Source organism: Nonomuraea sp. NPDC001831 (assembly GCF_042892035.1).
GTDB lineage: Bacteria > Actinomycetota > Actinomycetes > Streptosporangiales > Streptosporangiaceae > Nonomuraea.
The window spans coordinates 64,332-89,218 of record NZ_JBIATU010000018.1 but is presented as its reverse complement, the minus strand read 5'-3'; the positions used below and the strand labels follow the sequence as shown (position 1 = coordinate 89,218).

20 protein-coding genes are annotated in these 24,887 nt (G+C 72.2%); 9 read left to right on the top strand and 11 right to left on the bottom strand.

Features of this window, described 5'->3' with window-relative positions; translation table 11 throughout:
* Positions 1–4 precede the first annotated feature (4 nt).
* The 5 genes from ACFYYW_RS40160 (at position 5) to ACFYYW_RS40140 (ending at position 3,949) form a co-directional block, all read left to right on the top strand.
* Entirely contained in the window at positions 5–769 is a 765-nt protein-coding gene (locus ACFYYW_RS40160; protein ID WP_387657497.1) for a helix-turn-helix domain-containing protein, read from the top strand.
* Positions 770–827: 58 nt separating this feature from the next.
* Complete coding sequence (rimO, locus tag ACFYYW_RS40155) at positions 828–2,237, top strand: 30S ribosomal protein S12 methylthiotransferase RimO (RefSeq protein WP_352323163.1); 1,410 nt, start codon at positions 828–830, stop codon at positions 2,235–2,237.
* On the top strand, positions 2,234–2,806 hold the full coding sequence (gene pgsA, locus ACFYYW_RS40150) for a CDP-diacylglycerol--glycerol-3-phosphate 3-phosphatidyltransferase (protein ID WP_352323162.1): 573 nt from the start codon (positions 2,234–2,236) through the stop codon (positions 2,804–2,806). Before rimO ends, pgsA begins: the two co-directional genes overlap by 4 nt.
* An 8-nt stretch (positions 2,807–2,814) precedes the next feature.
* Entirely contained in the window at positions 2,815–3,306 is a 492-nt protein-coding gene (locus tag ACFYYW_RS40145) for a CinA family protein (protein WP_387657493.1), read from the top strand.
* A gap of 286 nt (positions 3,307–3,592) precedes the next feature.
* A complete protein-coding gene (locus ACFYYW_RS40140; protein ID WP_352323171.1) occupies positions 3,593–3,949 on the top strand; it encodes a helix-turn-helix transcriptional regulator in 357 nt (118 codons plus the stop codon).
* Here ACFYYW_RS40140 and ACFYYW_RS40135 read toward each other — a convergent pair.
* The 3 genes from ACFYYW_RS40135 to ACFYYW_RS40125 form a co-directional block, all read right to left on the bottom strand.
* Positions 3,946–4,725, bottom strand: coding sequence for a DNA-formamidopyrimidine glycosylase family protein (locus ACFYYW_RS40135; protein ID WP_352323160.1), 780 nt, complete (start codon positions 4,723–4,725; stop codon positions 3,946–3,948). The genes ACFYYW_RS40140 and ACFYYW_RS40135 overlap by 4 nt on opposite strands.
* Before the next feature lie 80 nt (positions 4,726–4,805).
* Positions 4,806–5,255, bottom strand: coding sequence for an Rrf2 family transcriptional regulator (locus ACFYYW_RS40130; protein ID WP_352323159.1), 450 nt, complete (start codon positions 5,253–5,255; stop codon positions 4,806–4,808).
* A gap of 8 nt (positions 5,256–5,263) precedes the next feature.
* Complete coding sequence (locus tag ACFYYW_RS40125; RefSeq protein WP_387657489.1) at positions 5,264–7,135, bottom strand: endonuclease/exonuclease/phosphatase family protein; 1,872 nt, start codon at positions 7,133–7,135, stop codon at positions 5,264–5,266.
* A gap of 89 nt (positions 7,136–7,224) precedes the next feature.
* Here ACFYYW_RS40125 and ACFYYW_RS40120 point away from each other — a divergent pair, with 89 nt between their 5' ends.
* Positions 7,225–8,406: an ROK family transcriptional regulator gene (locus ACFYYW_RS40120; RefSeq protein ID WP_352323170.1), complete on the top strand. Its 1,182-nt coding sequence runs from the start codon at positions 7,225–7,227 to the stop codon at positions 8,404–8,406.
* A gap of 24 nt (positions 8,407–8,430) precedes the next feature.
* Here the strand turns inward: ACFYYW_RS40120 and ACFYYW_RS40115 are convergent, their stop codons facing one another.
* From ACFYYW_RS40115 to ACFYYW_RS40100, 4 genes are all read right to left on the bottom strand, one after another.
* Positions 8,431–9,870 carry a glycoside hydrolase family 3 protein gene (locus ACFYYW_RS40115; RefSeq protein ID WP_387657486.1) on the bottom strand — a complete coding sequence of 480 codons (1,440 nt, stop codon included), beginning with the start codon at positions 9,868–9,870 and terminating at the stop codon, positions 8,431–8,433.
* A gap of 75 nt (positions 9,871–9,945) precedes the next feature.
* Positions 9,946–10,797, bottom strand: a complete 852-nt coding sequence (locus ACFYYW_RS40110) for a carbohydrate ABC transporter permease (RefSeq protein ID WP_352323156.1) — start codon at positions 10,795–10,797, stop codon at positions 9,946–9,948.
* Positions 10,794–11,807: a sugar ABC transporter permease gene (locus tag ACFYYW_RS40105; RefSeq protein ID WP_352323155.1), complete on the bottom strand. Its 1,014-nt coding sequence runs from the start codon at positions 11,805–11,807 to the stop codon at positions 10,794–10,796. The genes ACFYYW_RS40110 and ACFYYW_RS40105 overlap by 4 nt, the downstream gene beginning before the upstream one ends.
* A 2-nt stretch (positions 11,808–11,809) precedes the next feature.
* On the bottom strand, positions 11,810–13,129 hold the full coding sequence (locus tag ACFYYW_RS40100) for an extracellular solute-binding protein (protein WP_352323154.1): 1,320 nt from the start codon (positions 13,127–13,129) through the stop codon (positions 11,810–11,812).
* Between the two features lie 137 nt (positions 13,130–13,266).
* Here ACFYYW_RS40100 and ACFYYW_RS40095 point away from each other — a divergent pair, with 137 nt between their 5' ends.
* From ACFYYW_RS40095 to ACFYYW_RS40085, 3 genes are all read left to right on the top strand, one after another.
* Positions 13,267–14,415, top strand: a complete 1,149-nt coding sequence (locus ACFYYW_RS40095) for an ROK family transcriptional regulator (RefSeq protein WP_352323153.1) — start codon at positions 13,267–13,269, stop codon at positions 14,413–14,415.
* Between the two features lie 12 nt (positions 14,416–14,427).
* Positions 14,428–15,084 carry a M15 family metallopeptidase gene (locus ACFYYW_RS40090; protein WP_387657480.1) on the top strand — a complete coding sequence of 219 codons (657 nt, stop codon included), beginning with the start codon at positions 14,428–14,430 and terminating at the stop codon, positions 15,082–15,084.
* Positions 15,085–15,158: 74 nt separating this feature from the next.
* A complete protein-coding gene (locus tag ACFYYW_RS40085; RefSeq protein WP_352323151.1) occupies positions 15,159–16,244 on the top strand; it encodes a glutamate--cysteine ligase in 1,086 nt (361 codons plus the stop codon).
* Between the two features lie 86 nt (positions 16,245–16,330).
* On the opposite strand, the gene ACFYYW_RS40080 is transcribed toward ACFYYW_RS40085, so the two are convergent.
* The 4 genes from ACFYYW_RS40080 to ACFYYW_RS40065 all read right to left on the bottom strand — a co-directional run bounded on the left by ACFYYW_RS40080 (position 16,331) and on the right by ACFYYW_RS40065 (position 24,868).
* On the bottom strand, positions 16,331–17,077 hold the full coding sequence (locus ACFYYW_RS40080) for a sulfite exporter TauE/SafE family protein (RefSeq protein WP_387657476.1): 747 nt from the start codon (positions 17,075–17,077) through the stop codon (positions 16,331–16,333).
* 175 nt (positions 17,078–17,252) lie between these two features.
* Positions 17,253–19,094, bottom strand: coding sequence for a gamma-glutamyltransferase family protein (locus ACFYYW_RS40075; protein ID WP_387657709.1), 1,842 nt, complete (start codon positions 19,092–19,094; stop codon positions 17,253–17,255).
* 91 nt (positions 19,095–19,185) lie between these two features.
* Positions 19,186–19,965, bottom strand: a complete 780-nt coding sequence (locus ACFYYW_RS40070) for a GntR family transcriptional regulator (protein WP_387657473.1) — start codon at positions 19,963–19,965, stop codon at positions 19,186–19,188.
* A gap of 58 nt (positions 19,966–20,023) precedes the next feature.
* The gene (locus ACFYYW_RS40065; RefSeq protein ID WP_387657470.1) at positions 20,024–24,868 is read right to left on the bottom strand and encodes an ATP-dependent helicase; all 4,845 of its coding nucleotides are present in this window, start codon (positions 24,866–24,868) and stop codon (positions 20,024–20,026) included.
* Positions 24,869–24,887 lie beyond the last annotated feature (19 nt).

The following is a 24,887-nucleotide window of genomic DNA, read 5'->3' as shown; positions in this document are numbered from 1 at the left end:
CGCTGTGCAGGAACAGAGCATCGGGGCCATGCTGGCAGCGGCCAGGCAGGCGGCGGGATTGACGGTCGCGCAGGTCAGCGCGGCGACCCGGATCAGAGAAACGATCATCAACCGGATCGAGCAGGATGACTACGACCAGTGCGGGGGCGCGTTCTACTCCCGCGGTCACGTCAAGGCCATAGCCAAGGTCGTCGGGCTCGATCCCGAGGCCACGGTCCACCTGTTCGACCAGCAGTACGGCGGGCCGCCGCAGCCCGTCCGCGCCGCCGCGGTGTTCCAGGCCGACCGCACGCTCGCCCTGCGCGAACGCCGGGGGCCCAACTGGACGATGGCGCTCGGCGTGGCGCTGGCCGTCGTGGTGGTGTTCGGCACAGTGCGCGTGCTCGGCGGCGCGAGCGACCAGGTGCGCACCGCCGACGTGCACGCCATCACGCCCAAGCCCAGCGTGCCGCCGAACACGCCCATCACCGAGGGCCCCAGGGCCGCGGCGGGCAAGGGCAAGGCGGGCAAGGGCATGGTCACCCTGCGGATCGAGGCCAGACGTACGTCGTACGTGAACGTGCGCGACGGTCAGGGCCGGATGCTCTTCGCCGGGATGTTGAAGGCCGGGGACAGCTCGACCTGGCGGGCCGCGGAGAAGGTCAGCCTGCTCCTCGGTGACGCCGGAGCGGTGTCCTTGCAGGTCAACGGCAAGAAGGTGGACAAACTCGGGGGCCGGGGCGAGATGGTGACCCGCTCGTTCGGCCTCGACGCGTCGCCTCCGCGGTAGTCCGGCGGGGAGGCCGTGCATCAGGTGGTGGCCAACTCCCGATACCGTAGTGTTCACCATGTCATCCCGCCGAACCGCATCGCTGATCACCCTGGGCTGCGCGCGCAACGAGGTCGACTCCGAGGAGCTGGCCGCGCGACTAGAGGCTGCCGGCTGGCAGCTGGGCGACGACGACCCCGACGTCGTCGTCGTCAACACGTGTGGCTTCATTGACTCGGCCAAGAAAGACTCCATCGACACGCTGCTCGCCGCCGCCGACTCCGGGGCGAAGGTGGTGGCCGCGGGTTGCATGGCCGAGCGCTACGGCAACGAGCTGGCCGAGGCACTGCCCGAGGCGAGCGCCGTCATCTCCTTCGACGACTACACCGAGATCGGCGGCCGGCTCGACGACGTGCTGGCCGGGCGTCCGCTCAAGCCGCACACGCCGCGCGACCGCCGCACGCTGCTGCCCATCTCGCCGGTCGAGCGCGGCAGCGCGCCCAAGACCGGCATCCCGGGCCACGGCGAGCTGCCCGACGGGCTGGCGCCCGCCAGCGGCCCGCGCGTGCTGCGCAAGCGCCTCGACGAGAGCCCGGTCGCCTCGCTCAAGCTGGCCTCCGGCTGCGACCGGCGCTGCACGTTCTGCGCCATCCCGGCCTTCCGCGGGGCCTACGTCTCGCGCAACCCCGACGAGCTGCTCGCCGAGGCCGACTGGCTGGCTCATCGCGGCGTGCGCGAGCTCGTCCTGGTCTCGGAGAACTCCACCTCCTACGGCAAGGACCTGGGCGACCTGCGGGCGCTGGAGAAGCTGCTGCCGCAGCTCGCCGCCGTGCCGGGCATCGACCGGGTGCGGGTCAGCTACCTGCAGCCCGCCGAGCTGCGGCCGGGGCTGATCGACGTCATCACCGCCACCGAGGGCGTGGCCGACTACTTCGACCTGTCCTTCCAGCACGCCAGCGGCGGCGTCCTGCGCCGGATGCGCCGCTTCGGCGACCCCGAGCGTTTCCTCGGCCTCCTGGAGAGCGTGCGCAAGGGCGCTCCCGAGGCGGGCGTGCGCTCCAACTTCATCGTCGGCTTCCCGGGCGAGACCGAGGAGGAGTTCGGCGAGCTGGTCGGCTTCCTGGAGCAGGCCAGGCTCGACGTGATCGGCGTGTTCGGCTACTCCGACGAAGACGGCACGGAGGCGGCCAACCTGCCGGGCAAGCTCGACCAGGAGGTCATCGACGAGCGGGTGCGCGTGCTCACCGAGCTGGCGGAGGAACTGACCGCCCAGCGCGCGGAGGAGCGCATCGGCACGGAGGTCGACGTGCTCATCGACGACGACCTGGGAGACGGCGGCTACGAGGGCCGGGCCGCCCACCAGGGCCCGGAGGTCGACGGCTCGGTGACGGTCCAGGGCATCGGCCTGGTCAAGGGACAGATCGTGCGCGCGGTCGTGGTCGACGCCGAGGGGGTTGACCTGATCGCGCGCATCAAGGCCAGTCCATGACCAGGGACGAGCGCCGCGTGGTGAGCCCGTGGAACATCGCCAACGTCCTCACGGTCCTCCGGTTGGCGCTCGTCCCCTTCTTCGTCGCATGCCTGTTCCTGCCCGGCACCGGCTGGCGGCTGGCCGCCCTGGGGGTGTTCGGGGTCGCCTCGATCACCGACCATCTCGACGGCGAGCTGGCCCGCCGCTACGGGCTGATCACCGATTTCGGCAAGATCGCCGACCCGATCGCCGACAAGGCGCTCACCGGGGCGGCGATGGTCTGCCTGTCGATCCTCGACGAGCTGCCGTGGTGGGTCACGATCGTGATCCTGGGCCGCGAGCTGGGCATCACCCTGCTCCGGCTGGTCCTGCTGCGGCACGCGGTCATCCCGGCCAGCTACGGCGGCAAGGTCAAGACCGTGCTGCAGATCGCCGCCATCGTGCTCTACATCCTGCCGGGGGTGCCCGACCCGCTGCGATGGGTGGTGATGGGCGCGGCGCTGGTCGTGACCGTCGCGACGGGCGTCGACTATCTCGTACGGGCGGTCAAGCTGCGCCAGGTGGCCAGACGGGCGCGTGGGGAGTGAGCTGAACGATGACGGACGTGGCCGAGGTCCTGGCCCTGCTGGTGCGGCAGGGCGCCACCGTGGCGGTGGCCGAGTCGCTGACCGGCGGGCTCATCGGGGCCGCGTTCACGTCGGTCTCGGGGGCGTCCAAGGCGTTCCGGGGCGGGGTGATCTCCTACGCCACCGATCTCAAGCACGAGTTGCTGGGCGTGCCCGGCGAGCTGCTGCGGCGCGAGGGGGCCGTGCATCCCGAGGTGGCCGCGGCGATGGCCGAAGGGGTCGCCCGGGTGTGCGGGGCGGGATACGGGCTGGCCGTGACGGGTGTGGCCGGCCCCGAACCGCAGGACGGAAAGCCCGTGGGCCTGGTGTACGCCGCGGTCCACGGCCCGGGCGGGGAGAACCTGGTGCGTGAGTTGAGCCTTGAGGGGTCGCGCGAACGTATCCGGGTAAGGACGGTGCACGAGGCAGTCGATCTCCTCGCAGGTGTGCTGAAGGCCAACAAAGGGGAACATTCCGGATGATTACCGTGTTACGTCCCGAGCGAACATGCGAAGCACGGTCTGACGCGGTGTCGGTGGATACGGGTACGGTGGAGCTGTGAGTGAGGTCCGTGAGCCAACTGCAAGCACCGAGCGCCCGGCAGGCGGGCCTGATGAGTCGCGCGACCAGGCACGAGCGGCAGACCCGGGGAGGCGACGCCCCATGATGACGGCGAGGAGTATGTACGAAGCCAAGAAGACCAATGTGCGGCACGATCCGATCGCGCGGGGCGTGGTGAAGACATCCACGCCGGGGAGGGAGCGACAGATGATTCTGCTGCGTCAGCTGCTCGGTGACGTGCTGAGGCGGTTGCGGGTGCGTCAGGGGCGCACGCTACGCGAGGTGTCCACGCTGGCGCGTGTCTCGCTCGGTTATCTTTCCGAGGTCGAGCGTGGCCAGAAGGAAGCCTCGTCAGAGCTGCTTGCGTCCATTTGTGGTGCTCTGGGAGTGCCGCTCTCGCAGGTGTTGCGTGAGGTTTCCGACCAGTTCGCGCTGGCGGAGCTCCAGGCCGCGCCTGTGCTGGCCGACATGCCCGAGCACGAGCGACTGCCCCTTGCCGAGACGGTTCCCGGTTCGATCGGCGACACCGTGTTCCCCGAGGTCAAGGACATGGTGGCGGCCTAACGCGGCTGGCAGCCACCACACCACAGGATCAGCCTTTCCTGTGGTTGTGCCCCCATCTCCCCGCGGCTGATGCGCGTGCCGCATCGGCGACAGGGTCTCCCTGCCCTGCCGTAGACCCAGGTCTGGTTCGCCGGGCGGCGATCACCTGTCGTCACCGTGCCGCCATGCCCCTTGTTGGCCTCCAGCAGCCGGTGGGCCAGCGTGACGAGCCCTTCGAGATCCTCGATCTCCCCGACCTTCCGCCACGGCCAGATCCCGCGCAGGAACAGGGTCTCGGCGCGATAGATCGTGCCGATCCCCGCCAGGTTGCGCTGATCGAGCAGCGCTTCGCCGATCGTCCTGTCCGGTGCCGCTCGTAGCCTTCGCACGGCCTCGCCCGGATCCCAGTCGGCGCCCAGCAGGTCCGGCCCCAGGTGCCCCACCAGCCGCTCCTCGTCGGCGGTCGTGACCAGGTCGACCATGCCGAGCTTGAGCCCCACCGCCTGCCACTCCGCGTTGGCCAGGATCAGCCGCACCTGGTCGCCGCCGGCCGTGCGCCGCCCCGCGGGCATGACCCGCCAGCTTCCGTCCATGCGCAGGTGGGTGTGCACGGTCAGGCCGCCCTCGACCCGCGTCAGCAGATGTTTGCCCCTGGAGACGGTGGTGAGCACCGTACGGCCGCTCAGGTCCGCGGTGGCGTGCCGCGGGACGCGGAAGTCCGACCTGGTCAGCACGCGGCCGTCGAGCGCGCCGCGCAGGCGTGCCGCGGTGCGGTAGACGGCGTCTCCCTCGGGCATCCCTCCAGTCTAGGTACCCGCCTCCCGGCCGGGACGGCGGCCACGGGCCCGAGGGCGCCCGCCGCCGCCACCGGCCGGCGTCAGTCCCAGGCGGCGGGGTCGGCGGCCAGCTGGCGGACGCGCTCGGGAAGGCTGCCCGTGGCCACCTGCTCGAGCGTGACCTCCTCCAGGATGGCCCGCTCGGTGGCCCGCAACGCGATCCACACCTGCTGCAACGACTCGGCCGGGCCTCGGTAGCCGACGTGTTCGGGACGCTCGCCGCGCACGTTGGCCAGCGGCCCGTCGACGGCCCTGATCACGTCGGCGAGCGAGATGTTCGCGGCGGGCCGGGCCAGCACGTAGCCGCCCTCGGGACCCCGCTGGCCGCGCACGAGGCCGGCGCGGCGCATCTGGAGCAGGATGTTCTCCAGGTATTTGGGAGGCATGTCCTGTTCCTTGGCGAGCTCACCCACGGTAGTCGGACCCGCGCCGGCTGCGGCGAGTTCAGCGGCGGCACGGAGGGCGTAGTCGACACGAGCGGAAAGGCGCATGTTCTCGATTATCCCTCCTGGTCAACACTGGTTAGGCGCAAGGTCGTCAGAACGGGCAGGTGATCCGAATACGGCAACCTCGGCGCCTGACCGGAAATCGCCGTCAATCCCTTGGTGAGCAGCACGTGGTCGATGCGCTCCTTGGGGGCGTCGGCGGGCGAGGTCGGCGGGTCCCCGAACGCGGTCAGCGGGTCGCTCAGCCCGGCCGCCTTCAGCACCGCCATGGCCGGATCGGTGGGCCGGGTGTTGAGGTCGCCCGCCAGGATCACCGGCCGCCTCACCTGCTCCCCGGCTCCGGCGGCGCGGTGCCCGGCCTCCTCGGCGTCCCGGCCGGCGGCCAGGGCCCGGACGATCGCGGCCACCTCCGGGGCCTGGCCGTCGGGGGCCTGGAGGTGGGTGTTGACGATGCCCACCTCCCTGCCGCCGACCTCCAGGACGACCGTCTGGGCCTGCGCACCCGTCGGGTAGTCGTGGGCGCCCAGGGGGTGGGAGTGCACCTGCCTGACCGGGAGGTTGGTGAGCAGCGCGTCGCCCCACACCTGGTCGGCGGCGGGCGCGAAGTGGTAACGCATGCCGAGGCCGCGGGCGATCCTGGCCAGGTCGTCGTGGCCGCCGTTGAGCAGCCAGCCGCGGTCCACCTCGCTGAGCAGCACGACGTCGGGCTTCTGGGCGGCGGCCCAGGCCGCGATCCTGTCGAGCGACAGGCGGCCGTCCAGGCCGTAGCCCATGCGGATGTTGTAGGCGATCAGGGTGAAGGTGTCGCCCTGCTTGGCCCGTACGGGCGGCGCGGACGGCGCCCCGAGCGTGACGAGCCCCACCAGCAGCACGGCGACCGCCATCGGCAGCCAGCCGATGCGGACCAGCGCGACCGGCCGCGGCGAGTGCCTGACCAGGGCCGTCACGACGCTGAGGACGGCCACCAGCACCGCCGCCGCCACGAGGACCAGGCCGTTGGGGAAGCCGAGGTTCATGTCGTAGGCCGCGTAGTAGACGAACAGCCCGACGAAGAAGACCAGCCCGCCCCCGAGCACGGCCACGCCAGGACGTCGCCCGGCGGGACGGTCCGGCCGCGCGGTTCCGGCGAGCAGGGAGCCGAGCCAGCTGATCACCAGCACGGCGGCGTAGGGCGCCGACAGGGCGAGCAGCACCGTGAAGGCCACCAGCAGGACCCCGAGGATGACGTCGAAGACCGGCGACAGCGGCGGGTGGGCGGCCACCACCACGACCATGACCAGGACGACGGCGAGCAGGCCGGTGCCCGCCAGCACCTGCCACAGATCGGCCGGGCCCTGTTCCGGCTTGGCCCAGCCCGTGGCGGCGACGCCGGTCAGCAGCATCGCCGGGCCGAGCAGGAACCACGTCAGCGCGGGCGCGCGGTCCACCTCGGCGGCCGGCGGGCGCAGGAGGCTCAGGAAGGCGGCGCAGAGCGAGAGCACCGCGAGCCACGGGAGCAGGCCGTCGCGCCAGACCAGGTCCACGCCGTCCAGCAGCAGGTGGACGATCAGCGACAGGCTCAGGCCGCCCATGACGCCGACGGGGACCGCCCGGCGCGGGACGGCGTGGGCGCAGCCGTACAGGAAGACCAGGCCCGCGGTGACGCCGGCGGAGGCGACGTAGAGCTGGCTCACGCCCGCCTGCAGCAGGATCCTGGTGAGGACCAGCGCCGCGGCGCCGCCGAGCAGAGCGTGGCGCGGCTTGGCTAACAGCGCCAGGAAAGGCAGGATGAACCAGGCGGCGGCGTAGAGGCCCATCAGCTCCGGCGGCGTCTCGCCCGCGCGGCCGAACAGGGTGATCAACGACGGGAGGAAGACTCTCAACACGTCCAGCAGCAGCACGAGGCCGAGCGCGAGCATGATCGCCGGGCCGCGGGGGATTGTCATGAGGCATCCTCGTGTTCGGCTCCGATGATATGCAAGAGCTGGGGCGCTAAACTTCCAACAACCTTTTCGAATTGACGGTGGGAATCAGCGTGGAGCGTCGTCCTGGTGTGCCCAGACTTCTCCGGGAGATCAACGATCGGGCCGCACTGGAGCTGTTGCTGGCCACCGGCCCCATGACGAGGGGGCAGATCGGCGACCTGACCGGTCTGTCCAAGGTCACCGCCTCCCAGACGCTCGCGCGGCTGGAGGAGCGCGGCCTGGTCGAGGTGGTGGGCGCGCAGGCGGGCGGCAGGGGGCCGAACGCGGCGCTCTACTCGGTCATCCCCTCCAGCGCCTACGTGGCCGGTCTGGAGGTCGGGCCCGAGCTCATCTCCACCGCCGTCGCCGACATCCACGGCCGCACCATCGCCGAGGTCACCGTCGATCCCGGCGGCCACGACGACCCGGTGGCCGCCGTGCACGGCGCGATCGTCAAGGCGTGCCGCAGCGCCAAGGTCAGCCTGGCCAAGCTGCGCGGCGTGGTGATCGGCACCCCGGGCGTGGTCGATCCGCGCAGCGGCGACGTGCGTTTCTCCTTCGACCTGCCGGGCTGGCACGAGGGCATCCACGAGGCGCTCGCCGGCGACCTGCGGCGCGAGGTGACGATCGAGAACGACGTGAACCTGGCCGCCATCGCCGAGTACGCCGACGGCGCGGCCAAGGGCGTCGACGACTTCGTGCTGGTGTGGGCGAGCCGGGGCCTCGGCATGGCCGTCATGCTGGGCGGCAAGCTCCACCGGGGGCGTTCGGGCAGCGCGGGGGAGATCGGCTACCTGCCGGTGCCCGGCGTGCCGCTGCCGGAGGACATCCGCACCAAGCCGGGCCGGCTGCCGTCACTGGCGGGCGGCCTGCAGTCGCTGGTGAGCGCCGAGGCGGTGGCCGAGCTGGCCCGCGGCTACGGTTTCGAGGCCGAGAGCGCCGGCGAGTGCGTCGAGGTCGCGGTGGCGGCCGGGTCCCGCGGTGAGCCGATGCTCGACGAGATCGCCCACCGGCTGGCGCTGGGCGTGGCGGCGGTGTGCGTGATCCTCGACCCGGGGCTGGTCGTGCTGGCCGGGGAGGTGGGCCACGCCGGGGGATCCGCGCTGACCTCCAGGGTGGAGGAGGCCGTGGCGCGGATCTGCCCGGTGCGGCCGCAGGTGGTCACCACGGCGGTCGCCCACGCCAACCCGGTGCTGCGCGGCGCGGTGCTGGCCGCCCTGGACCAGGCGCGCGAGGAGCTCCTCGCGCCCTGATCCGGCGGGCCGTGGCCGCCCTGCTCAGGCGGTGATCAGTTCCACGGCGGCCTGGGCGTTGGCCCTGGCCGCCCCGTACGTGGCGATGTAGGCGGCGCTGTCGGGCCGCCAGACGGGCAGGCCCATCTCGATCACCGTCGCGTCCTGGCGGGCCGCCACCAGAGCGGAGACCAGTTCCTGGCTCGCCTGGTAGCGGTGGGCGTCCTTCACCACGATGACCAGCGACCGGTTCACGGCCTTGGCCAGCAGGGCGGGGACGTCGGCGGCCGCGGGCTCGACGCGGACGATCTCGGCGTCCGGCAGCCACGGGCCCACACCCCATGGCACGTTCCCCACGGCGATCGTGGGCGGGGTGTCCACCTCGATCACCAGGGGTTCCACCAGGGGTTCCGTCTCGCCGGTCAGTTGCACGGCGCGGCGGGCGGCGTGCAGGCCGACCCCGTTCTGCGCGGTCGCGATCACCTCGGGCGTGCCGAACCAGGCGCGCAGCGCCCCCACGCGCTCGGCCGCCTCCTCCAGCCTGGCGGCCGGCAGCCGGCCCTCGGTCACCGCGGCCACGATCTCCCCGATGACCCGCTGGACGTCGTCCTCGCCGGGGATCGGGCCGAGGCAGATCAGGTCCGCCCCGGCCGCGAGCGTGAGCACGGCGCCGTTGGCCAGGCCGACGCTCTTGGTGATCGCGTGCATGTCCAGCGCGTCCGTGATCACCACGCCGTCGTAGCCGAGCTCGCCCCTGAGGAGCCCGGTCAGAGCGGCGGGTGACAGGGTGGCCGGAGTGTCCCCGGTCACCACCGGAACCGCCACGTGGGCGGTCATCACGGTCTTGGCGCCGGCCTCGATGGCCGCCTGGAACGGCGCGAGCTCGCGGGCGCGCAGCACGTCCAGGCCGACGTCCACGACGGGCACGGCCAGGTGGGAGTCCACCCGGGTGGCGCCGTGGCCGGGGAAGTGCTTGACGCAGGCGGCCACGTTCACCGACTGCAGGCCGTTGACCGCCGCCACCGTGTGCCTGGCCACCAGCGCCGGGTCGGCGCCGAAGGACCTGGTCCCGATCACCGGGTTGTCGGCCTCGGTGTTGACGTCCGCGCTCGGCGCGAGGTCCAGGTTGATGCCGCACGCGGCCAGCTCCGACCCGATCGCCGCGTAGACCCGGCAGGTCAGGTCCACGTCGTCGACCGCCCCCAGCGCCGCGTTCCCCGGGTACGGGCTGCCGACGTGGTAGGCCAGCCGGGTGACGTCCCCGCCCTCCTCGTCGAGCGAGATGACGGGCTCGGCCGAGGCGCGCAACGTCGTGGTGAGCGACCTGACCTGGTCGGGACCTGCGACGTTGAACCCGAAGAGCGTCACGCCGCCCAGGCCGTTGTCCAGCTCACGCAGCACCCAGTCGGGCGCCGTGGTGCCCTGGAAGGCGACGAGCAGCGTGCCGGCCGCGAGGCGACGCAGCCCCCGATCACTCTGACTCATGGCTCCTCATCACTTGAATGAAGGCACGATCGGGTACGGCCCGGACCAGCCGAGCCGTACGAGGATCAGTGCCTGTTACCCCTTCACGGCGCCGGCGGTGAGACCGGCGACCATGCGGCGTTGTACCAGCAGGAAGAAGACGACCACCGGAAGGGTCATCAGGGTGGAACCGGCCATGATCGCGCCCCAGTCGACGCCCTTCTGGCCGAAGAAGTACTGCAGGGCGACCGGCATCGTGTAACCCTCGGACCCCGACATCAGGTAGAGGGCGAACACCAGATCGTTCCAGGCGGTGATGAACGAGAAGATGCTCGTGGCCACCAACCCCGGCGCGACCAGCGGGAACAGCACCTTCCAGAACGTCGTCAGGCGGCTGGCGCCGTCGATCCAGGCCGCCTCCTCCAGCGTCCGCGGCACCGCGGCCACGAACGTGCGCAACATCCAGATGCCGAACGGCAGCGTCAGCGCGACCTGGGTGATGATCAGTCCGAGGAGCTGGTCACCGAGGCCGACCCGCTTGACCATCATGTACAGCGGGATGAGCAGGCCCTCGGCCGGCAACATCTGCACGATCAGCAGGATGACCAGGAACGTGCCGCGCCCCTTGAAGCGGAAGCGGGCGATGGCCGTGGCCGACAGCAGCGCGAAGACCGAGCCGATGAGCACGGTGCCGAGCGCCACGATCGCGCTGTTGCGCATGTAGAGCCAGATGGAGTTGTTCGCCACGCCCTCGGTCAGCACCCGCGCGAAGTGGTCGAAGGTGAAGTGCGTCGGGAACGGGATGAACTCCGTCGTGAAGATCTGGTCGTTCTCCTTGAAGCCGGTGGAGACCATCCAGTAGACGGGGAAGACCGCGTAGAGGAAGACCAGCACACCGGCCGTGTTCAGGAGGATCTTCCCGAGCTTCTTGCGGGCCAGCGCGTTCACATCTCCTCCTGCTTCACGATCTGCCGGACGTACGCGACGGTGATGATGAGCAGGATGATCGTCAGCACGATGGAGATCGCCGCGCCCGTGCCCAGCTTCTGCGGGGGCTTGAACGCCTCCGCGACCGCGTACATCGACAGGTTGAACCCGTCGCGGTTGGTCGGGCCGTTCATCAGCACGTAGAGCTGGCTGAAGACCTTGAAGTCCCAGATGATCGACAGGATCGTCAGGACGGCGAAGACCGGCTTGAGCAGCGGCAGGGTGATCTTCCTGAACGTCCGCCACGCCCCCGAGCCGTCGACCTTGGCCGCCTCGTACAGCTCGGACGGGATGCCCTTGAGGCCCGCCAGCACCGAGACCGCGATGAACGGGAACCCGGCCCACACCACGCACACGATCAGCGCGACGTAGAGCGGGAAGGTGTCGTTGAGCCAGGGGGTGCCCGACCAGTCCCGCTGGCCGGCGGGCGGCGCGGCCAGCCAGTCGGGCAGCAGGTTGAGCAGCCAGTTCACGATGCCGGACTCGGCGTCGAAGAGCGAGCGCCAGATGACGCCCTGCGCGACCGGCGGCACGGCCCAGGCGAACATGCACCCGATGACCACGAACAGGGACATCTTCTTGCCGAGCTTGTTCAGCAGCACGCCGACCGCGGTTCCCACGATCAGGGTGAGGCTGACGGCGACGAAGGCGAACACCACGGTGTTGCGCAGAGCCGACCAGAAGATGTCGTTGGAGAGGACCTTGTTGAAGTTGTCCAGGCCCACCCATTCGGCCGGCTTGCTGCCCCTGATCTGCGCGAGCCCGACCTTCTGGAAGGCCATCACGCCGAGCTGGAACATCGGGTACAGCAGCAGTCCCGCGATGACCAGCAGACCGGGGATGAGCAGCACGTACGGGATGCTCCATGTGGGCATCCCGGTGGCCTTGACGGGCCCGCCGCCCTTCTTACGGCGGCGCCCCGGGGCGGGGGACGAGCCCCTGCCCCGGGTGACCGTAGTCGTGTTCGCCATCGTTACTGGTTCAGGATCTCTTCGAGTTCCTTGTTGGCGTCAGCGAGAGCCGTGGTGGTGTCCTTCTTGCCCTCGATGACGGCGCGCGCCGCGTTCTGCAGCACGGCCTTGGTGGCGTCGGCCTCGGCCCAGTTCGGGTCGGCCGGGAACGCCTTGGCCTTGGCGAAGGCCTGGGCGAACGGGCCCTGCGCCGGGTCCTCGTTCAGCGCCGCCAGGGTGTCGGGGTAGACCGGCAGCAGGCCGCCTTCCTTGGCGTAGCGGTCGGCCCAGGTCTTGCTGGTGGCGAGCTTGATGTACTCCTTGCCGAGGTCGGCCTCCTTGGTGCCGCCCCACAGCGCGATGTCGTTGCCGCCGAAGAAGGACGGGGCCAGGCCGCCGGTCTTGGCTGGCAGCGGGAAGAAGCCGAGCTTGTCGCCCTTCAGCTTGCCCTTCGAGTCCTCCTCGATGCCGGGCAGGTCCCAGCCGGCGGTGAGGTACATCGCCACCTTGTTGTTGGCGAAGCGCTTGCGGATGTCGACGGTGTTCAGCGTCAGGTTCGCCTTGCTGGACAGGCCGCCGGTGACCAGACCGGTGTAGGTCTCGAAGCCCTTCTGGAAGCCGGGGTCGGTCAGCTTGCCGACCCACTTGTCGCCCTCCTTGACGGCGAACTCGCCGCCCTCGGACCAGGCGAACGCGGCCAGCAGGTGGTTGGCGTCGGAGCCGCCGTTGAAGGCGAAGCCGTCGACGCCGGCGCCCTTCTCCTTCTGGATCTTCTTGGCCGCGGCGACGAGCTCGTCCCAGGTCTTGGGAACCTCGATCTTCAGGTCGGCGAACCAGTCCTTGCGGTAGAGCACCGCGCGGGCGCCGGCGCCCCACGGGATGCCGTAGATCTCGCCGTCGACCGTCTCGTAGCCGTAGAGGTTCTCGGGGATCTGGGCCCGGTCGCCCTCACGCGCGATGTCGGTGATGGGAGTGAGCGCGTCCTGGCTCTGCCACATCGGGACCTGGTCGTTGCCGATCTCGGTCACGTCCGGGCCGGTGCCGGTCGCGGCGGCGGCGAACTTGTCGGCCACCTGCGGCCACGGGATCCACTCAAGCTTGACCTCGGCGCCGGTCTGCTTCTTGAACTCGGCGTTGAGCTCTTCCATGTACTTGGCGGCGGCAGGGTTGCTGTCGCCCAGACGCCACACGCTGAGCGTCTTGCCCGCGAACTTCGGGCCACTGGAAGCGGGGGCGGCCGCGCTGGACGACGGCTTCGGCTCCTCGCTTGACCCACAGGCGGCCAGGCCCAGGGCCAGGGCGGCCGTGGTGACCGTAGTGGCTGTGATCTTCGCGATCCTCACAGGGTTCTCCCTTCCCGGGTGCTGGCCTACGGTCCGCACCAGGCTGATCGTCAAATGCCGAACGACGCTGTTAAACTAACAAGAAACTTTCTTAAAAGAAACGCTCGTTAGCCATTCGTGACGAGAGGGGTGCGGTAATGAGTCGAAGCCCGGGGATCCCCCGGCTGCTGCGCAGGTTGAACGACCGCTCGGCACTTGAACTCCTCCTCGCGGACGGTCCGCTGACCCGCGCCGAACTGGGGGAGCGAACGGGGCTATCCAAGGTAACCGCAGGTCAGCTGCTCGCTCGACTCGAAGAGCGGGGGCTGGTGGAGGTCGCCGGCGAGCGCGCCGGCGGCCGGGGCCCGCACGCCGCCCTGTACGCCGTGGTTCCGTCGAGCGCGTACGTCGCCGGGCTGGAGGTGCTGCCCGACAGCCTCACCGTCGGTGTGGCGGACATCACAGGTAAAATCGTTGTCGAGGTGACGGTCAACCCGTCCGACGCCCGCGATCCGGTCAAGGCGGTGCACTCGGCCGTCCAGCGGGCCTGCGCCACGGCCAGCGTCGAGCTCTCCCAGCTCCGCTCCTTCGTCATCGGCACCAGAGGCGTCGTCGATCCCCGCAGCGGCGACGTGCGCTGGTCCTACGACCTGCCCGACTGGCACGTCGGCGTGCTGGCCAGCCTGCGCCAGACCCTCGGCGGCTCGGTGACGATAGAGAACGACGTCAACCTGGTCGCCCTGGCCGAGAGCCGCTACGGCGCGGCCGTCGGCCACGACGACTTCGTGGTCATCTGGGCCGGCGTCGGCCAGGGCCTCGGCGTCATGCTCGGCGGCCGGCTGCACCGCGGCATCACCGGCGGCGCGGGCGAGATCGGCTGGCTGCCGGTGCCGGGCGAGCCGCTGCCGTCCGACGTCTCGCAGCCGCAGTCGGGCTCCTTCCAGCGCCTGGTGGGCCACGACGCCCTGCGCGGCCTGGCCGGCGAGCACGGCGTGATCGGCTACACCGTGCCCGACCTGGTCCGCAACGGCGACGAGGACTACCTGGACGAGGTGGCGGGCCGTCTGGCCGTGGGCGCGGCGGCCGTGGCCGTCGTGCTCGACCCCGGGCTGATCGTGCTCAGCGGCGACGTCGGCCGGGCCGGCGGCGAGCGGCTGGCCGCCAAGGTGGAGGAGGCCGTGGCCCGCGTGTGCCCGAGCCAGCCGACCGTGGTGACCACCAAGGTGACCGGCAACGCGGTGCTGCGCGGGGCCATGGTCGCGGCCCTGGAACAGGCCCGGGAGCAGGTTTTCTCCGACACTGTGTGAGAATTTCTGCCCATGTGGCAGCTCGACACCGACGTAGTCCTCATCTCCGACCCGCGCGTCTCGGCGATCCCCGTCCAGGAGTGCGGTGAGCCGCTGGCCGACGTACGCGGGCGGCTGCGGGTCGACACGCGGATGGCCGACGCCGACGGCGCGTACGCGCACCTGCGCGCGGGGCTGCTCGACCGGCTGGAGCGGGCCGAGAGCTCGTTGCCCGACGGCTTCCACCTGCTGATCGTCGAGGGATACCGGCCCATCGCCACACAGCGGCGCATCTTCGAGGGGTACCGCGCGGAGCTCCTCACCACTTACCCCGACATGACGCCTGAAGAGTCGTATGTAGCGGCAAGTCGGTATGTGTCCCCCGTCGAGGTCGCCCCCCACACCGCCGGCGCCGCCGTCGACCTCACCCTGTGCGCCCCCGACGGCACCGAGTACGACATGGGCACCCAGGTCAACGACAACCCCGAGGAGAGCGGCGGCGCCTGTTACACGGCAGCCGCCGGCGTCCCGGCGCAGGCCCGCGCCCACCGCGAGATCCTGGCCGCCGCCCTGGAGCCCGTGGGCCTGGTCAACTACCCGACCGAGTGGTGGCACTGGTCGTACGGCGACCGCTACTGGGCCATGTCCACCGGCGCCCCCGCCGCCCTGTACGGTCCTGCCCCCTTCTAGCCAGGTTTTCCCCCGGCAGCGGTACGGGCACAACCTGTGGCGGAGGCTCTTCGGACTCCCCCAGCGAGGTGTGCATGGTTCCGTTGATCGGGATCGAAGAGGAATACCTCGTCGTCGATCCCCGCACCCGCCACGTGTCCCCTCGGGCGGCCGAGGTCCTGGCCGCCGCGACGGACATGCTCGACGTGGCCCACGAGATCACCCGTTTCCAGGTGGAGGCCCGTACGCCGCCCTCCGCCGACCTCAGTGAGCTGGGCTCCCAGCTCCGGGCAGCACGGAAGGAGGTGGCCGAGGCGGCCCGGTCCTGCGGCCTGGCGGTCGTGGCCAGCGGCATCCCGGTGCTCGGCAACGTCATGCCGCCGCCGCTCACCGACGACCACCGCTATCTGCAGGGCAAGGAGCTCTACCGGGCGTTGCAGGACGAGATCAGCATCTGCGCGCTGCACGTGCACGTCGACGTACCGGACGAGGAGATCGCCGTCTACGTCGGCAACCATCTCAGACCCTGGCTGCCGACGCTGATCGCGCTGGCCGCCAACTCGCCGTTCTTCGTGGGCCGCGACACCGGCTACGCGTCCTGGCGGGTGATCAGCTGGGGGCGGTGGCCGGTGTCCGGGGCGCCGCCGTACTTCCCGACGTTCGGCGACTACGAGCTGGCGCTGCGCGCGCTGTCGGAGTCGGGCGCGCTGATGGACCCCAAGACGGTCTTCTGGGACACCCGCCCGTCGCCGAGGCTGCCGACGGTCGAGATCAGGGTGGCCGACGTGCCGCTCGACGTGAGCGACAGCCTGACGATCATCGGCCTTATCCGGGCCCTGGTCGTGACCGCGTTGCGGGAGGTGGCGCGCGGCGACCGCGGGCTGCCGATCCCGTCGGAGGTGCTGCGGGCCGCCTACTGGCGGGCCGCCCGGGACGGCCTGGTCGGTGACAGCCTCGACGTGCGGCACGGGACGCTCGTGCCCGCCACGGTGATGGCCCGCCGCCTGTTCGGCCACGTGAGCGCCGCGCTGGCCGAGGCCGGCGATCTGACCTTCATCGAAGAGGGCCTGGAACGGCTGCTGAGCAAGGGCTCCGGGGCGGTGCGCCAGCGGCGCGTGCACGCCCGGGGCAACGACCTGAACGACGTGGTCGATGACCTGATCGAGGCCACCGTCGCCTGAACCGCCCGTTCAACGCAGATACGACGCAGCTACGACGCACGTAGGACGCACGTACGACGCAGCTACCACGCAGTTTCGACGCAGTTTCAACGCAGCGCGAGCACCGCCGCCACGCCGAGGCCGAAGGTCACGACGACCCCGCGCAGCACGTTCGGCGGCATGAGCCGGGCCACGCGGGTGCCGAGGAAGCCACCCGCCAGGCTGGCCGGCGCCACCACGGCCACGGCCTGCCACTCCACCGGGCCGAACAGCGCGAACGCCACCACCGACACCGTACTGACGACCAGCGACAACGCGGCCCGTACGGCGTTGACCCGGTGCAGGTCGTCGTGCAGGAACATGCCGAGCACGGCCAGCAGCAGCACGCCCATCCCGCCGTTGAAGTAGGCGCCGTAGCAGCCGCCCAGGAACACCCCGGCGTACACCAGCCTGCTCGGCGGCCGCCCGGCCGCGCCGCCGAAGCGGTCCTTGAGCCACGGCTGGGCCAGCAGCGCGAGGCTGGCGAACGTCACCAGCCACGGCACCAGCGAGTCGAACAGCCGGCCAGGCGTGAGCAGCAGCAGCGAACAGCCCGCCACGGCGCCCGCCACCGTGGCGGCCGACAGCGCCGCCACCCTGCGCCGCTGCCCGCGCAGCTCGGCGCGGTAGCCGACGACGCCGCCCAGGTAGCCGGGCCACAGGGCCACCGCGTTGGTCACCGACGCCGTGACGCCCGGGTAGCCGAACGCCACCAGCGCCGGGAAGGAGATCAGCGTGCCGCCCCCGGCCAGAGCATTGACCGCCCCCGCCAGCAACCCGGCCCCGACCAGAAAGACAACCTCCCCAACCGTCACCACCCCACCCCCAGCCGGGACGCCCGGTCGGTGGTGGTTCTCGCCTTCGGGTGGGACGTGTGGTCGGTGGGTCTTGGCTTCGGGCGGGACCTGTGGTCGGTGGCGGTCCTCGCCTTTGGGTGGGAGGTGTGGTCGGTGGTAGTCCGCGCCTTTGGGCGGGGCGTGTGGTGGTTGGTCATCGGCCCGCCGCGTAGCCCTGGGCGCCGCGGGGGTTGGCGGCGGCGCGCAGGAAGGCGCCGTCGCGGGCCACCGCGCTCAGCCTGCCGAGCGACCACGGCCCCTCGACCTCGACCGCGTGCCCACGCCGCCGCAGCTCGGCCACCACCCCCGGGTCGAGCCGCTCCTCGACGTGCAGCACCCCGGGACGCGAGCCACGCGGGAAGAACGAGCTGGGGAAGTGCGCGGAGTGGAACATGGGCGCCTCGATCGCCTCCTGGAGGTTCAGCCGCCCGTGCACGACGGCCAGGAAGAAGTTGACGCTCCACTGGTCCTGCTGGTCACCGCCCGGGGTGCCGAACGCCAGCCACGGCCTGCCGTCCCTGGTGGCGAACGACGGCGAGAGCGTTGTGCGCGGCCGCGCGCCGGGCCGCAGCGAGGCGGGCAGCCCCTCCTGCAGCCAGAACATCTGCGCCCTGGTGCCCAGGCAGAAGCCCAGCTCGGGGATCGTGGGGGAGCTCTGCAACCAGCCGCCGCTGGGCGTGGCCGAGACCATGTTGCCGAACCGGTCCACGACGTCCACGTGGCAGGTGTCGCCCCGCACCGCGCCGTCCGGCGTCACCGTCTGCTCACCGGCGCCGGCCAGGGTGCGCGGGCCGCCGGTCGGCGGTGCGTCGTGGCGGGCGACCGTCGGCTCGCCGATGCCCGGACGAACCGTCGGCTCGCCGATGCCCGGACGAACGGGCGCCGGAATCGCGGGGGAGCCGGCCGCCGTGCCGGGCGGCAGTACCGGCAGCCGCGGCTCCCGGCCGCCGGGCGCGCCCGGCCGCAGCTCCAGGCTGGCCTCGGGCCCGATGAGCCGCCGTCGTTCATCGTTGTACGCCGCGCTCAGCAGGTCGGCCATGGGCACGTCCGCGTCGCCGTACCAGGCTTCGCGGTCGGCGAAGGCGAGCTTGGCCGCCTCGGTCACCACGTGCATGTAGTCGGCGCCCAGGAAGTCGGCGGCGTCGAGGTCGAACCCGGACAGCAGGGCGAGCTGCTGCAGGAAGACCGGCCCCTGCCCCCAAGGTCCCGTCTTGTACACGGTGTGCCCGCGGTAGTCGAAGCTCACCGGCTCCTCGACCGTGGCGGACCAGCGGGCCAGGTCGTCCCCGGTGAGCAGGCCGCCGTGGACCTCGCCCGAGCTGTCCCGCCAGGCGGTGCCGGTGCTGAAACCGGCGACGGCCTCGGCGACGAAACCCTCGTACCAGGCATGCCGGGCGGCGGCGAGCTGACCTTCGCGGGTGGCCGACGCGGCCTCGGCCTCGGCGACCAGCCTGCGATAGGTCGCCGCGAGCACCGGGTTGGCCAGCCTCGAACCGGGCGCGGGCACCCGGCCGTCCGGCAGCCAGGTGGCCGCCGACGTGGGCCAGTCGTGCCGGAACAGCTCCTCGACCGTCCCGATCGTGGCGGCGATCCGGTCGAGCACCGGCACGCCGCGCTCGGCGTAGTGGATCGCCGGAGCCAGCACCTCGGCCAGCGACCAGGTGCCCCAGCGCTCCAGCATCAGCATCCAGCCGCCGAACGCGCCCGGCACCGTCGCCGCCAGCAGGCCCGTGCCGGGGACGACGTCCAGCCCCATCGCGGCGAAGCGCTCGACGGTCGCGGCGGCGGGGGCCACGCCCTGGCCGCACACCGCCGACACCTTCTGCTCCTGCTCGCTCCACAGCAGGATCGGCGCCTCGCCGCCGGGGCCGTTCAGGTGCGGTTCGGCGACCTGGAGCACGAACCCGGCCGTCACCGCCGCATCGAAGGCGTTGCCGCCGCGCTCCAGCACGCCCATCCCGGCCGCCGAGGCCAGCCAGTGGGTGCTGGCGACCATGCCGAAGTCGCCCGTCAGCTCGGGCCTGGTGGTGAACAACGGTCTCTCCTCCGGGGGGACGGTTCAGGAGACTGTATACAATCCCTGCGCCTCACCCGCGCCGCGGGGTGCCGATTCCCGACTGTGCGGCCGGGTGGTTCGCGTCGGCCGGGTGGTTCGGGTCGGCCGGGCTGTCCGAGTGGTTCGGGCCGGCCGGGTCGGCCGGGTGGGTCGCCGTGCGGGTCACGGCCGCGAGGAACGACCGGCGGGCGGCGGCGACGTGTGCGACCGCCCTGGCCTGGGCCTCGTCCTCGTCGCCCGCCGCGATGGCCTCGCACAGGCTCAGGTGTTCCGTCCAGGAGTGCGGCCCCCGGACGGCGGCGGTCTGGCTGAAGACCCACTGCGCCCGCAGCACCATGGGCTTCATCATCAGGTTGAGGTAGGAGTTGCCCGCCGCCTCGCCCACGGCCAGGTGGAAGGCGGTGTTGAGCTCGGCCACCTCCGCCGGTCGTCCGGCCTCCACGGCCTCCTTCGCCGCGTCGAGCACCCGGCGCAGCCGCGCGACGGCCTCGGGGCTGCGTTTGCGTGCCGCCAGCCGGGCGGCCAGGCCCTCGACCGCCATGCGCACGTCGAAGAGCTCCTCGCCCTCCTCGGCCGTCAGCCGCGCGACCGTCGCGCCGACCCGCGGGACGACCTCGACGAACCCCTCGGCCGCCAGCACCCGGATGGACTCGCGCACGGGGTTGCGCGACACGCCGAGCAGCGCCGCCAGCCGATCCTCGACCAGCCGTTCGCCCTGGGCCAGCTCACCCGACAGGATGCGACGACGCAGCTCCTCGGTGACCTCGCCCAGCAGCGTCGTACGCCCGGCGCCCCGCATCACATCAGCCATATGGCCGCCCATCGTATACAGATCCGTGGGCGGCCGATCCCCGGCGACCACCGACCGGTCAGGCACGCAGGCGCAGCCCCCGCGGTGTCGGATGGAACCCGGCCGCCTCCAGGGCAGCCGCCAGCGGCGATTCCACGATGGACGCGCCGTCGGCCCGCTCCACTGTCAGCTTCCCGAGCGCCCCGTCGCGTACGGCCAGCGCCAGCGCGTCGACCGCCGGTTGCAGCCGCTCGTCGTCGGCGAACGACAACAACGTCTTGCCGCCCCGCTCCACGTAGAGGACGAGGTGACCGTCCACGAGCACGACCAGCGCGCCCGCCTTCCTGCCCGGCTTGTGCCCGACGTCGCCGGGACGTTGCGGCCAGGGGAGCGCGGCACCGTACGGGCTGGCCGGGTCAGCGGCGGCCAGCACCACGGCCCGCCGCCCGGACCCGCCCCGGCCGCCTCGACCGAGCATCCCGGCCTCGCCACCCTGGCCGAACCCGCCGCCACCGGGCCGCGAACCCCGGCCACCCTCACCGCCGCCGAACCCGCCGCCGAACCTCTCGCCACCGAACCTCTCGCCACCGAACCCTTCGCCGGCCTCTCCGCCGCCGGGCCCGCCGGTCTCCCAGGCGGGGATCTCGGGCGGCGAACCGAAGCTCTCGCCCGGCCCGCCCCCGGTCGGTGCGACGCTCGGCGCCATGGCGCGCATCCGGTCGACCGCGCCCGCCAGCGCGAACTGGGCACCCCCCAGCCCCTCGACGAAGTACCCCCGGCGGCACCGCCCGCTCTCCTCGTAGGCGCGAAGCACCTGGTAGACAGGCGTGAACCCGCCGGGCAGCCGTTCGGAGGTCACCGCCCCGCGCGTCACCACGCCGTGCCGTTCGAGCAGCACCTCGGCCTGCGCGTGCGCCCGCTGCGTCGCGTCGTCGGCGGGGCCGGGCAGCAGCCACCACCGCCCGGCCACGGTCGGCGGCCCGCTCCGCGACGGCAGCACGGCTCGGCGCCGCCGCGTCGTGGCGGGCCGGTGCGCGGGACGCCCGGTGCCCAGCGTGGCCCGCAGCGGGGCGAGCGTGTCGCCGGAGACCCGGCCCGACCACACCAGATCCCACAACGCGGAGACCAGGGTCGCGTCGTCGAGCGCCCCGCCCTGGGCCCCGAGCTGGTCGGAGATGCCCCGGAAGAACAGCGCGCCCCCGCCGCCCAGCAGGTCGAGCACGCGCTCGTGCAGCGGCGTCATCGTGATCTCGGCCGGCTCGGGCAGCAGCAGCGGCGCGGTGTCGGCGAAGTAGAGCGACACCCATCCGTCGCCGCCGGGCAACGACCCCTGCCCCACCCACATCACCTCGCCCGACGAGGTCAGCTCGTCGAGCAGCGCCGGATGGTAGCCGGGCACCCGCGAGGGCAGCACCAGCGTCTCCAGCGCGGACGCCGGCACCGCGGCCCCCTGAAGCTGCTCGACGGACCGCACCAGCGCGTCCATGGCCCGGGCCGCCCCGGCCCGCGAGCCGTCGGACGACGCGCCAGAACCGGTGATGCCGTGCCAGGCGGGCAGGAAGCGGGCCAGTGTCTCGTGCGCGACCGGCTCGACCTCCTTGCGCAGCCGGGCCAGCGACCTGCGGCGCAACATCCGCAGCACCCCGGCGTCGCACCACTCCTCGCCCCGGCCGCCCGGCCGGAACTCCCCGTTCACGACGCGCCCCGAGGCGGCCAGCCGCCGCAGCGCGTCGGTCACCACGGCCGCGCCCAGCCCGAACCTGGCGGCGGCGGTGCCGGCGTGGAAGGGCCCGCGGGTGCGGGCGTGCCGGGCCACCAGGTCGGCCAGCGGGTCGGGCACCGGCTCCAGGAACACGTGCGGCACCCCCACGGGCAGCGGCACGCCGAGCGCGTCGCGCAGCCGGGCGGCGTCCTCCACGGCCGCCCACTGCTCCTCGCCCGCGATGCGCACGCGGATGGCCCGGCGCGCGCGTTCGAGCTCCTCCAGCCAGGACGGGTCGCCGCCGCGCACGCTCACGTCGGGCGTCAGCAGCGGCCCGTGCGAACGCAGCAGGTCGGCCAGGTCTTCCGCGTCGCGCAGCGGCCGGTCGAGCCGGGCCAGCTCGCGTTCGCTGCTCACGATCACGTCGGGGTCGAGCAGCTCGCGCAGGTCGGCCTGGCCGAGGAGCTCGGCCAGCAGCGTGGTGTCCAGCGCCAGGGCCTGCGCGCGACGTTCGGCCAGCGGCGCGTCGCCTTCGTACATGAACGCGCCGACGTAGTGGAACAGCAGCGACGCGGCGAACGGCGAGGCCTGCGACGTCTCGACCTCGACCACCCGGATCCGGCGCGCCGCGATGTCGCGCATGAGCTGGACCAGCCCCGGCACGTCGAACACGTCCTGGAGGCACTCGCGCATCGTCTCCAGCACGATCGGGAACGAGGCGTACTGGGAGGCCACGCCCAGCAGATGGGCGGCCCGCTGGCGCTGCTGCCACAGCGGGCTGCGCCGGCCCGGCACGCGGCGCGGCAGCAGCAGCGCCCGTCCCGCGCACTCCCTGAAGCGGGAGGCGAACATCGCCGACCCGCCCAGCTCCTCGGTGACGATCTGCTCGATCTCCTCGGCGTCGAACGCCGCCACGTCGGTGGGCGGCTCGGCCAGCGTGTCGGGGATGCGCAGCACGATGCCGTCGTCGGAGTGCACGGCCTGCACGTCGATGCCGTAACGCTCACGCAGCCGCCGGTTGATCGCCAGCGCCCAGGGCGCGTGCACCCGCGCGCCGTAGGGGGAGTGGATCACCACCCGCCAGTCGCCCAGCTCGTCGTGGAAGCGCTCGACCAGCAAAGTACGGTCGTCGGGCACGTATCCCGTGGCCTCGCGCTGCTCGTCGAGGTAGGCCAGCAGGTTGCCCGCGGCGAACTCGTCGAGGCCCGCCTCCCTGATGCGGTCGGTGGAACCCTGCTTGGCCTGCTCCCGCAGGAACTGCCCGATCGCCCGGCCCAGCTCGGCCGGACGCCCGGCCGTGTCGCCGTGCCAGAACGGCAGCTTCCCCGGCTGGCCGGGTGCGGGCGAGACCAGCACCCGGTCGGCCGTGATGTCCTCGATCCGCCACGACGTCGCGCCCAGCACGAACACGTCGCCCACCCGCGACTCGTAGACCATCTCCTCGTCGAGCTCGCCCACCCGGGACGCCTTCTCGCCCACGAGGAACACGCCGAACAGGCCGCGGTCGGGGATCGTGCCGCCGTTGGTCACGGCCAGCCGCTGCGCGCCGGGCCGCCCCTGGAGGACGCCGGTGACGCGATCCCAGACGATGCGCGGCCGCAGCTCGGCGAACTCCTCGCTCGGGTAGCGGCCGGCCAGCATGTCGAGGGTCGCCTCCAGCGCGCTGCGCGGCAGGGTGGCATAGGGGGCGGCCCGCTTGACCACGGTCTCCAGCTCGTCGACGGTCCACTCGTCGAGCGCGGTCATGGCCACGATCTGCTGGGCCAGCACGTCGAGCGGGTTACGCGGGTAGCGCAACTCCTCGATCTGCCCGGCGCGCATGCGCTCGGCCACCACGGCCGTCTGGACGAGGTCGCCCCGGTACTTGGGGAAGATCACCCCTCGGGAGACCGCGCCCACCTGGTGACCGGCCCGGCCGATGCGCTGCAGCCCGCTGGCCACGCTCGGCGGCGCCTCCACGCACGCCACCAGGTCGACCGCGCCCATGTCGATGCCCAGCTCCAGGCTGGAGGTGGCGACCACGGCGGGCAGCCGCCCCGACTTGAGCGCCTCCTCGATCTGAGCCCGCTCCTCCTTCGACACCGAGCCGTGGTGGGCCCGGACGATCTCGCTCACCACGCCCTTGCTCGCCCCGGCCTGCGCCATCGTCTCGGCGGGCATGCGCCTGGACGGCGGCTCCCGGTCGTACGGCGGGGGCTCCCGGTCGTACGGCGGGGGCTCCTGGTCCTGCGGCGGTGTCTCCCAGATCGACAGGTCGACCGCCTCCGGCCCCTGCCGCCGCGCGTAGGCCAGCTCGTTGAGCCGGGTGCACAGCCGCTCGGCCAGCCGCCTGGAGTTGGCGAACACGATCGTCGAGCTGTGGGACTCGATCAGGTCGAACAGGCGGTCTTCCACATGGGGCCAGATCGACCGGCTGGACGACGGCTCGACCTGCTCGGGATCGGGCGCACCCTCCATCTCCGTCATGTCCTCGACCGGGACGACGACCTCGATCTCGATGCGCTTGTCGGACGGCGGCTGCACCACCGTCGCCGGACGCGTGCCGCCGAGGAAGGCCGCGACCTCGCTCACCGGCCGCACGGTCGCCGACAGCCCCACCCGCTGGGCCGGACGCTCCAGCAGCGCGTCGAGTCGTTCCAGGCTGAGCGCCAGGTGGGCGCCGCGCTTGGTGGCCGCGACCGCGTGCACCTCGTCGACGATCACCGTCTCGACGTCGCGCAGCGCGTCGCGCGCCTGGCTGGTGAGCAGCAGGAACAGCGACTCGGGGGTGGTGATCAGGATGTCGGACGGCTTGGCGGCGAACCGCCTGCGCTCCTCGGCCGGGGTGTCGCCGGAGCGGATCGCCACCGAGATCTCCGGCACGGGCAGCCCGAGCCGGCGCGCCGTCTGCCTGAGCCCGGCCAGCGGCGCGCGCAGGTTGCGCTCGACGTCGACGGCCAGCGCCTTGAGCGGCGACACGTAGAGCACGCGGGTGCCCGGCTTGTGCCCCTTCGCCGCGCCCTCATCCGGGGGCTGCTCGGCCGCCCGCGCCGCGAGCCGGTCGAGCGACCACAGGAACGCCGCCAGCGTCTTGCCGGACCCCGTGGGGGCGACGACCAGCGTGTTGTCGCCGCGCGCGATCGACTCCCACGCGCCCTCCTGGGCCGCCGTGGGCGCCTGGAAGGCGCCGGCGAACCATTGCCTGGTCACCTGGGTGAAGTGGTCTAGCGAGCTCACCTGCACATACTGCCTCGCGCCACCG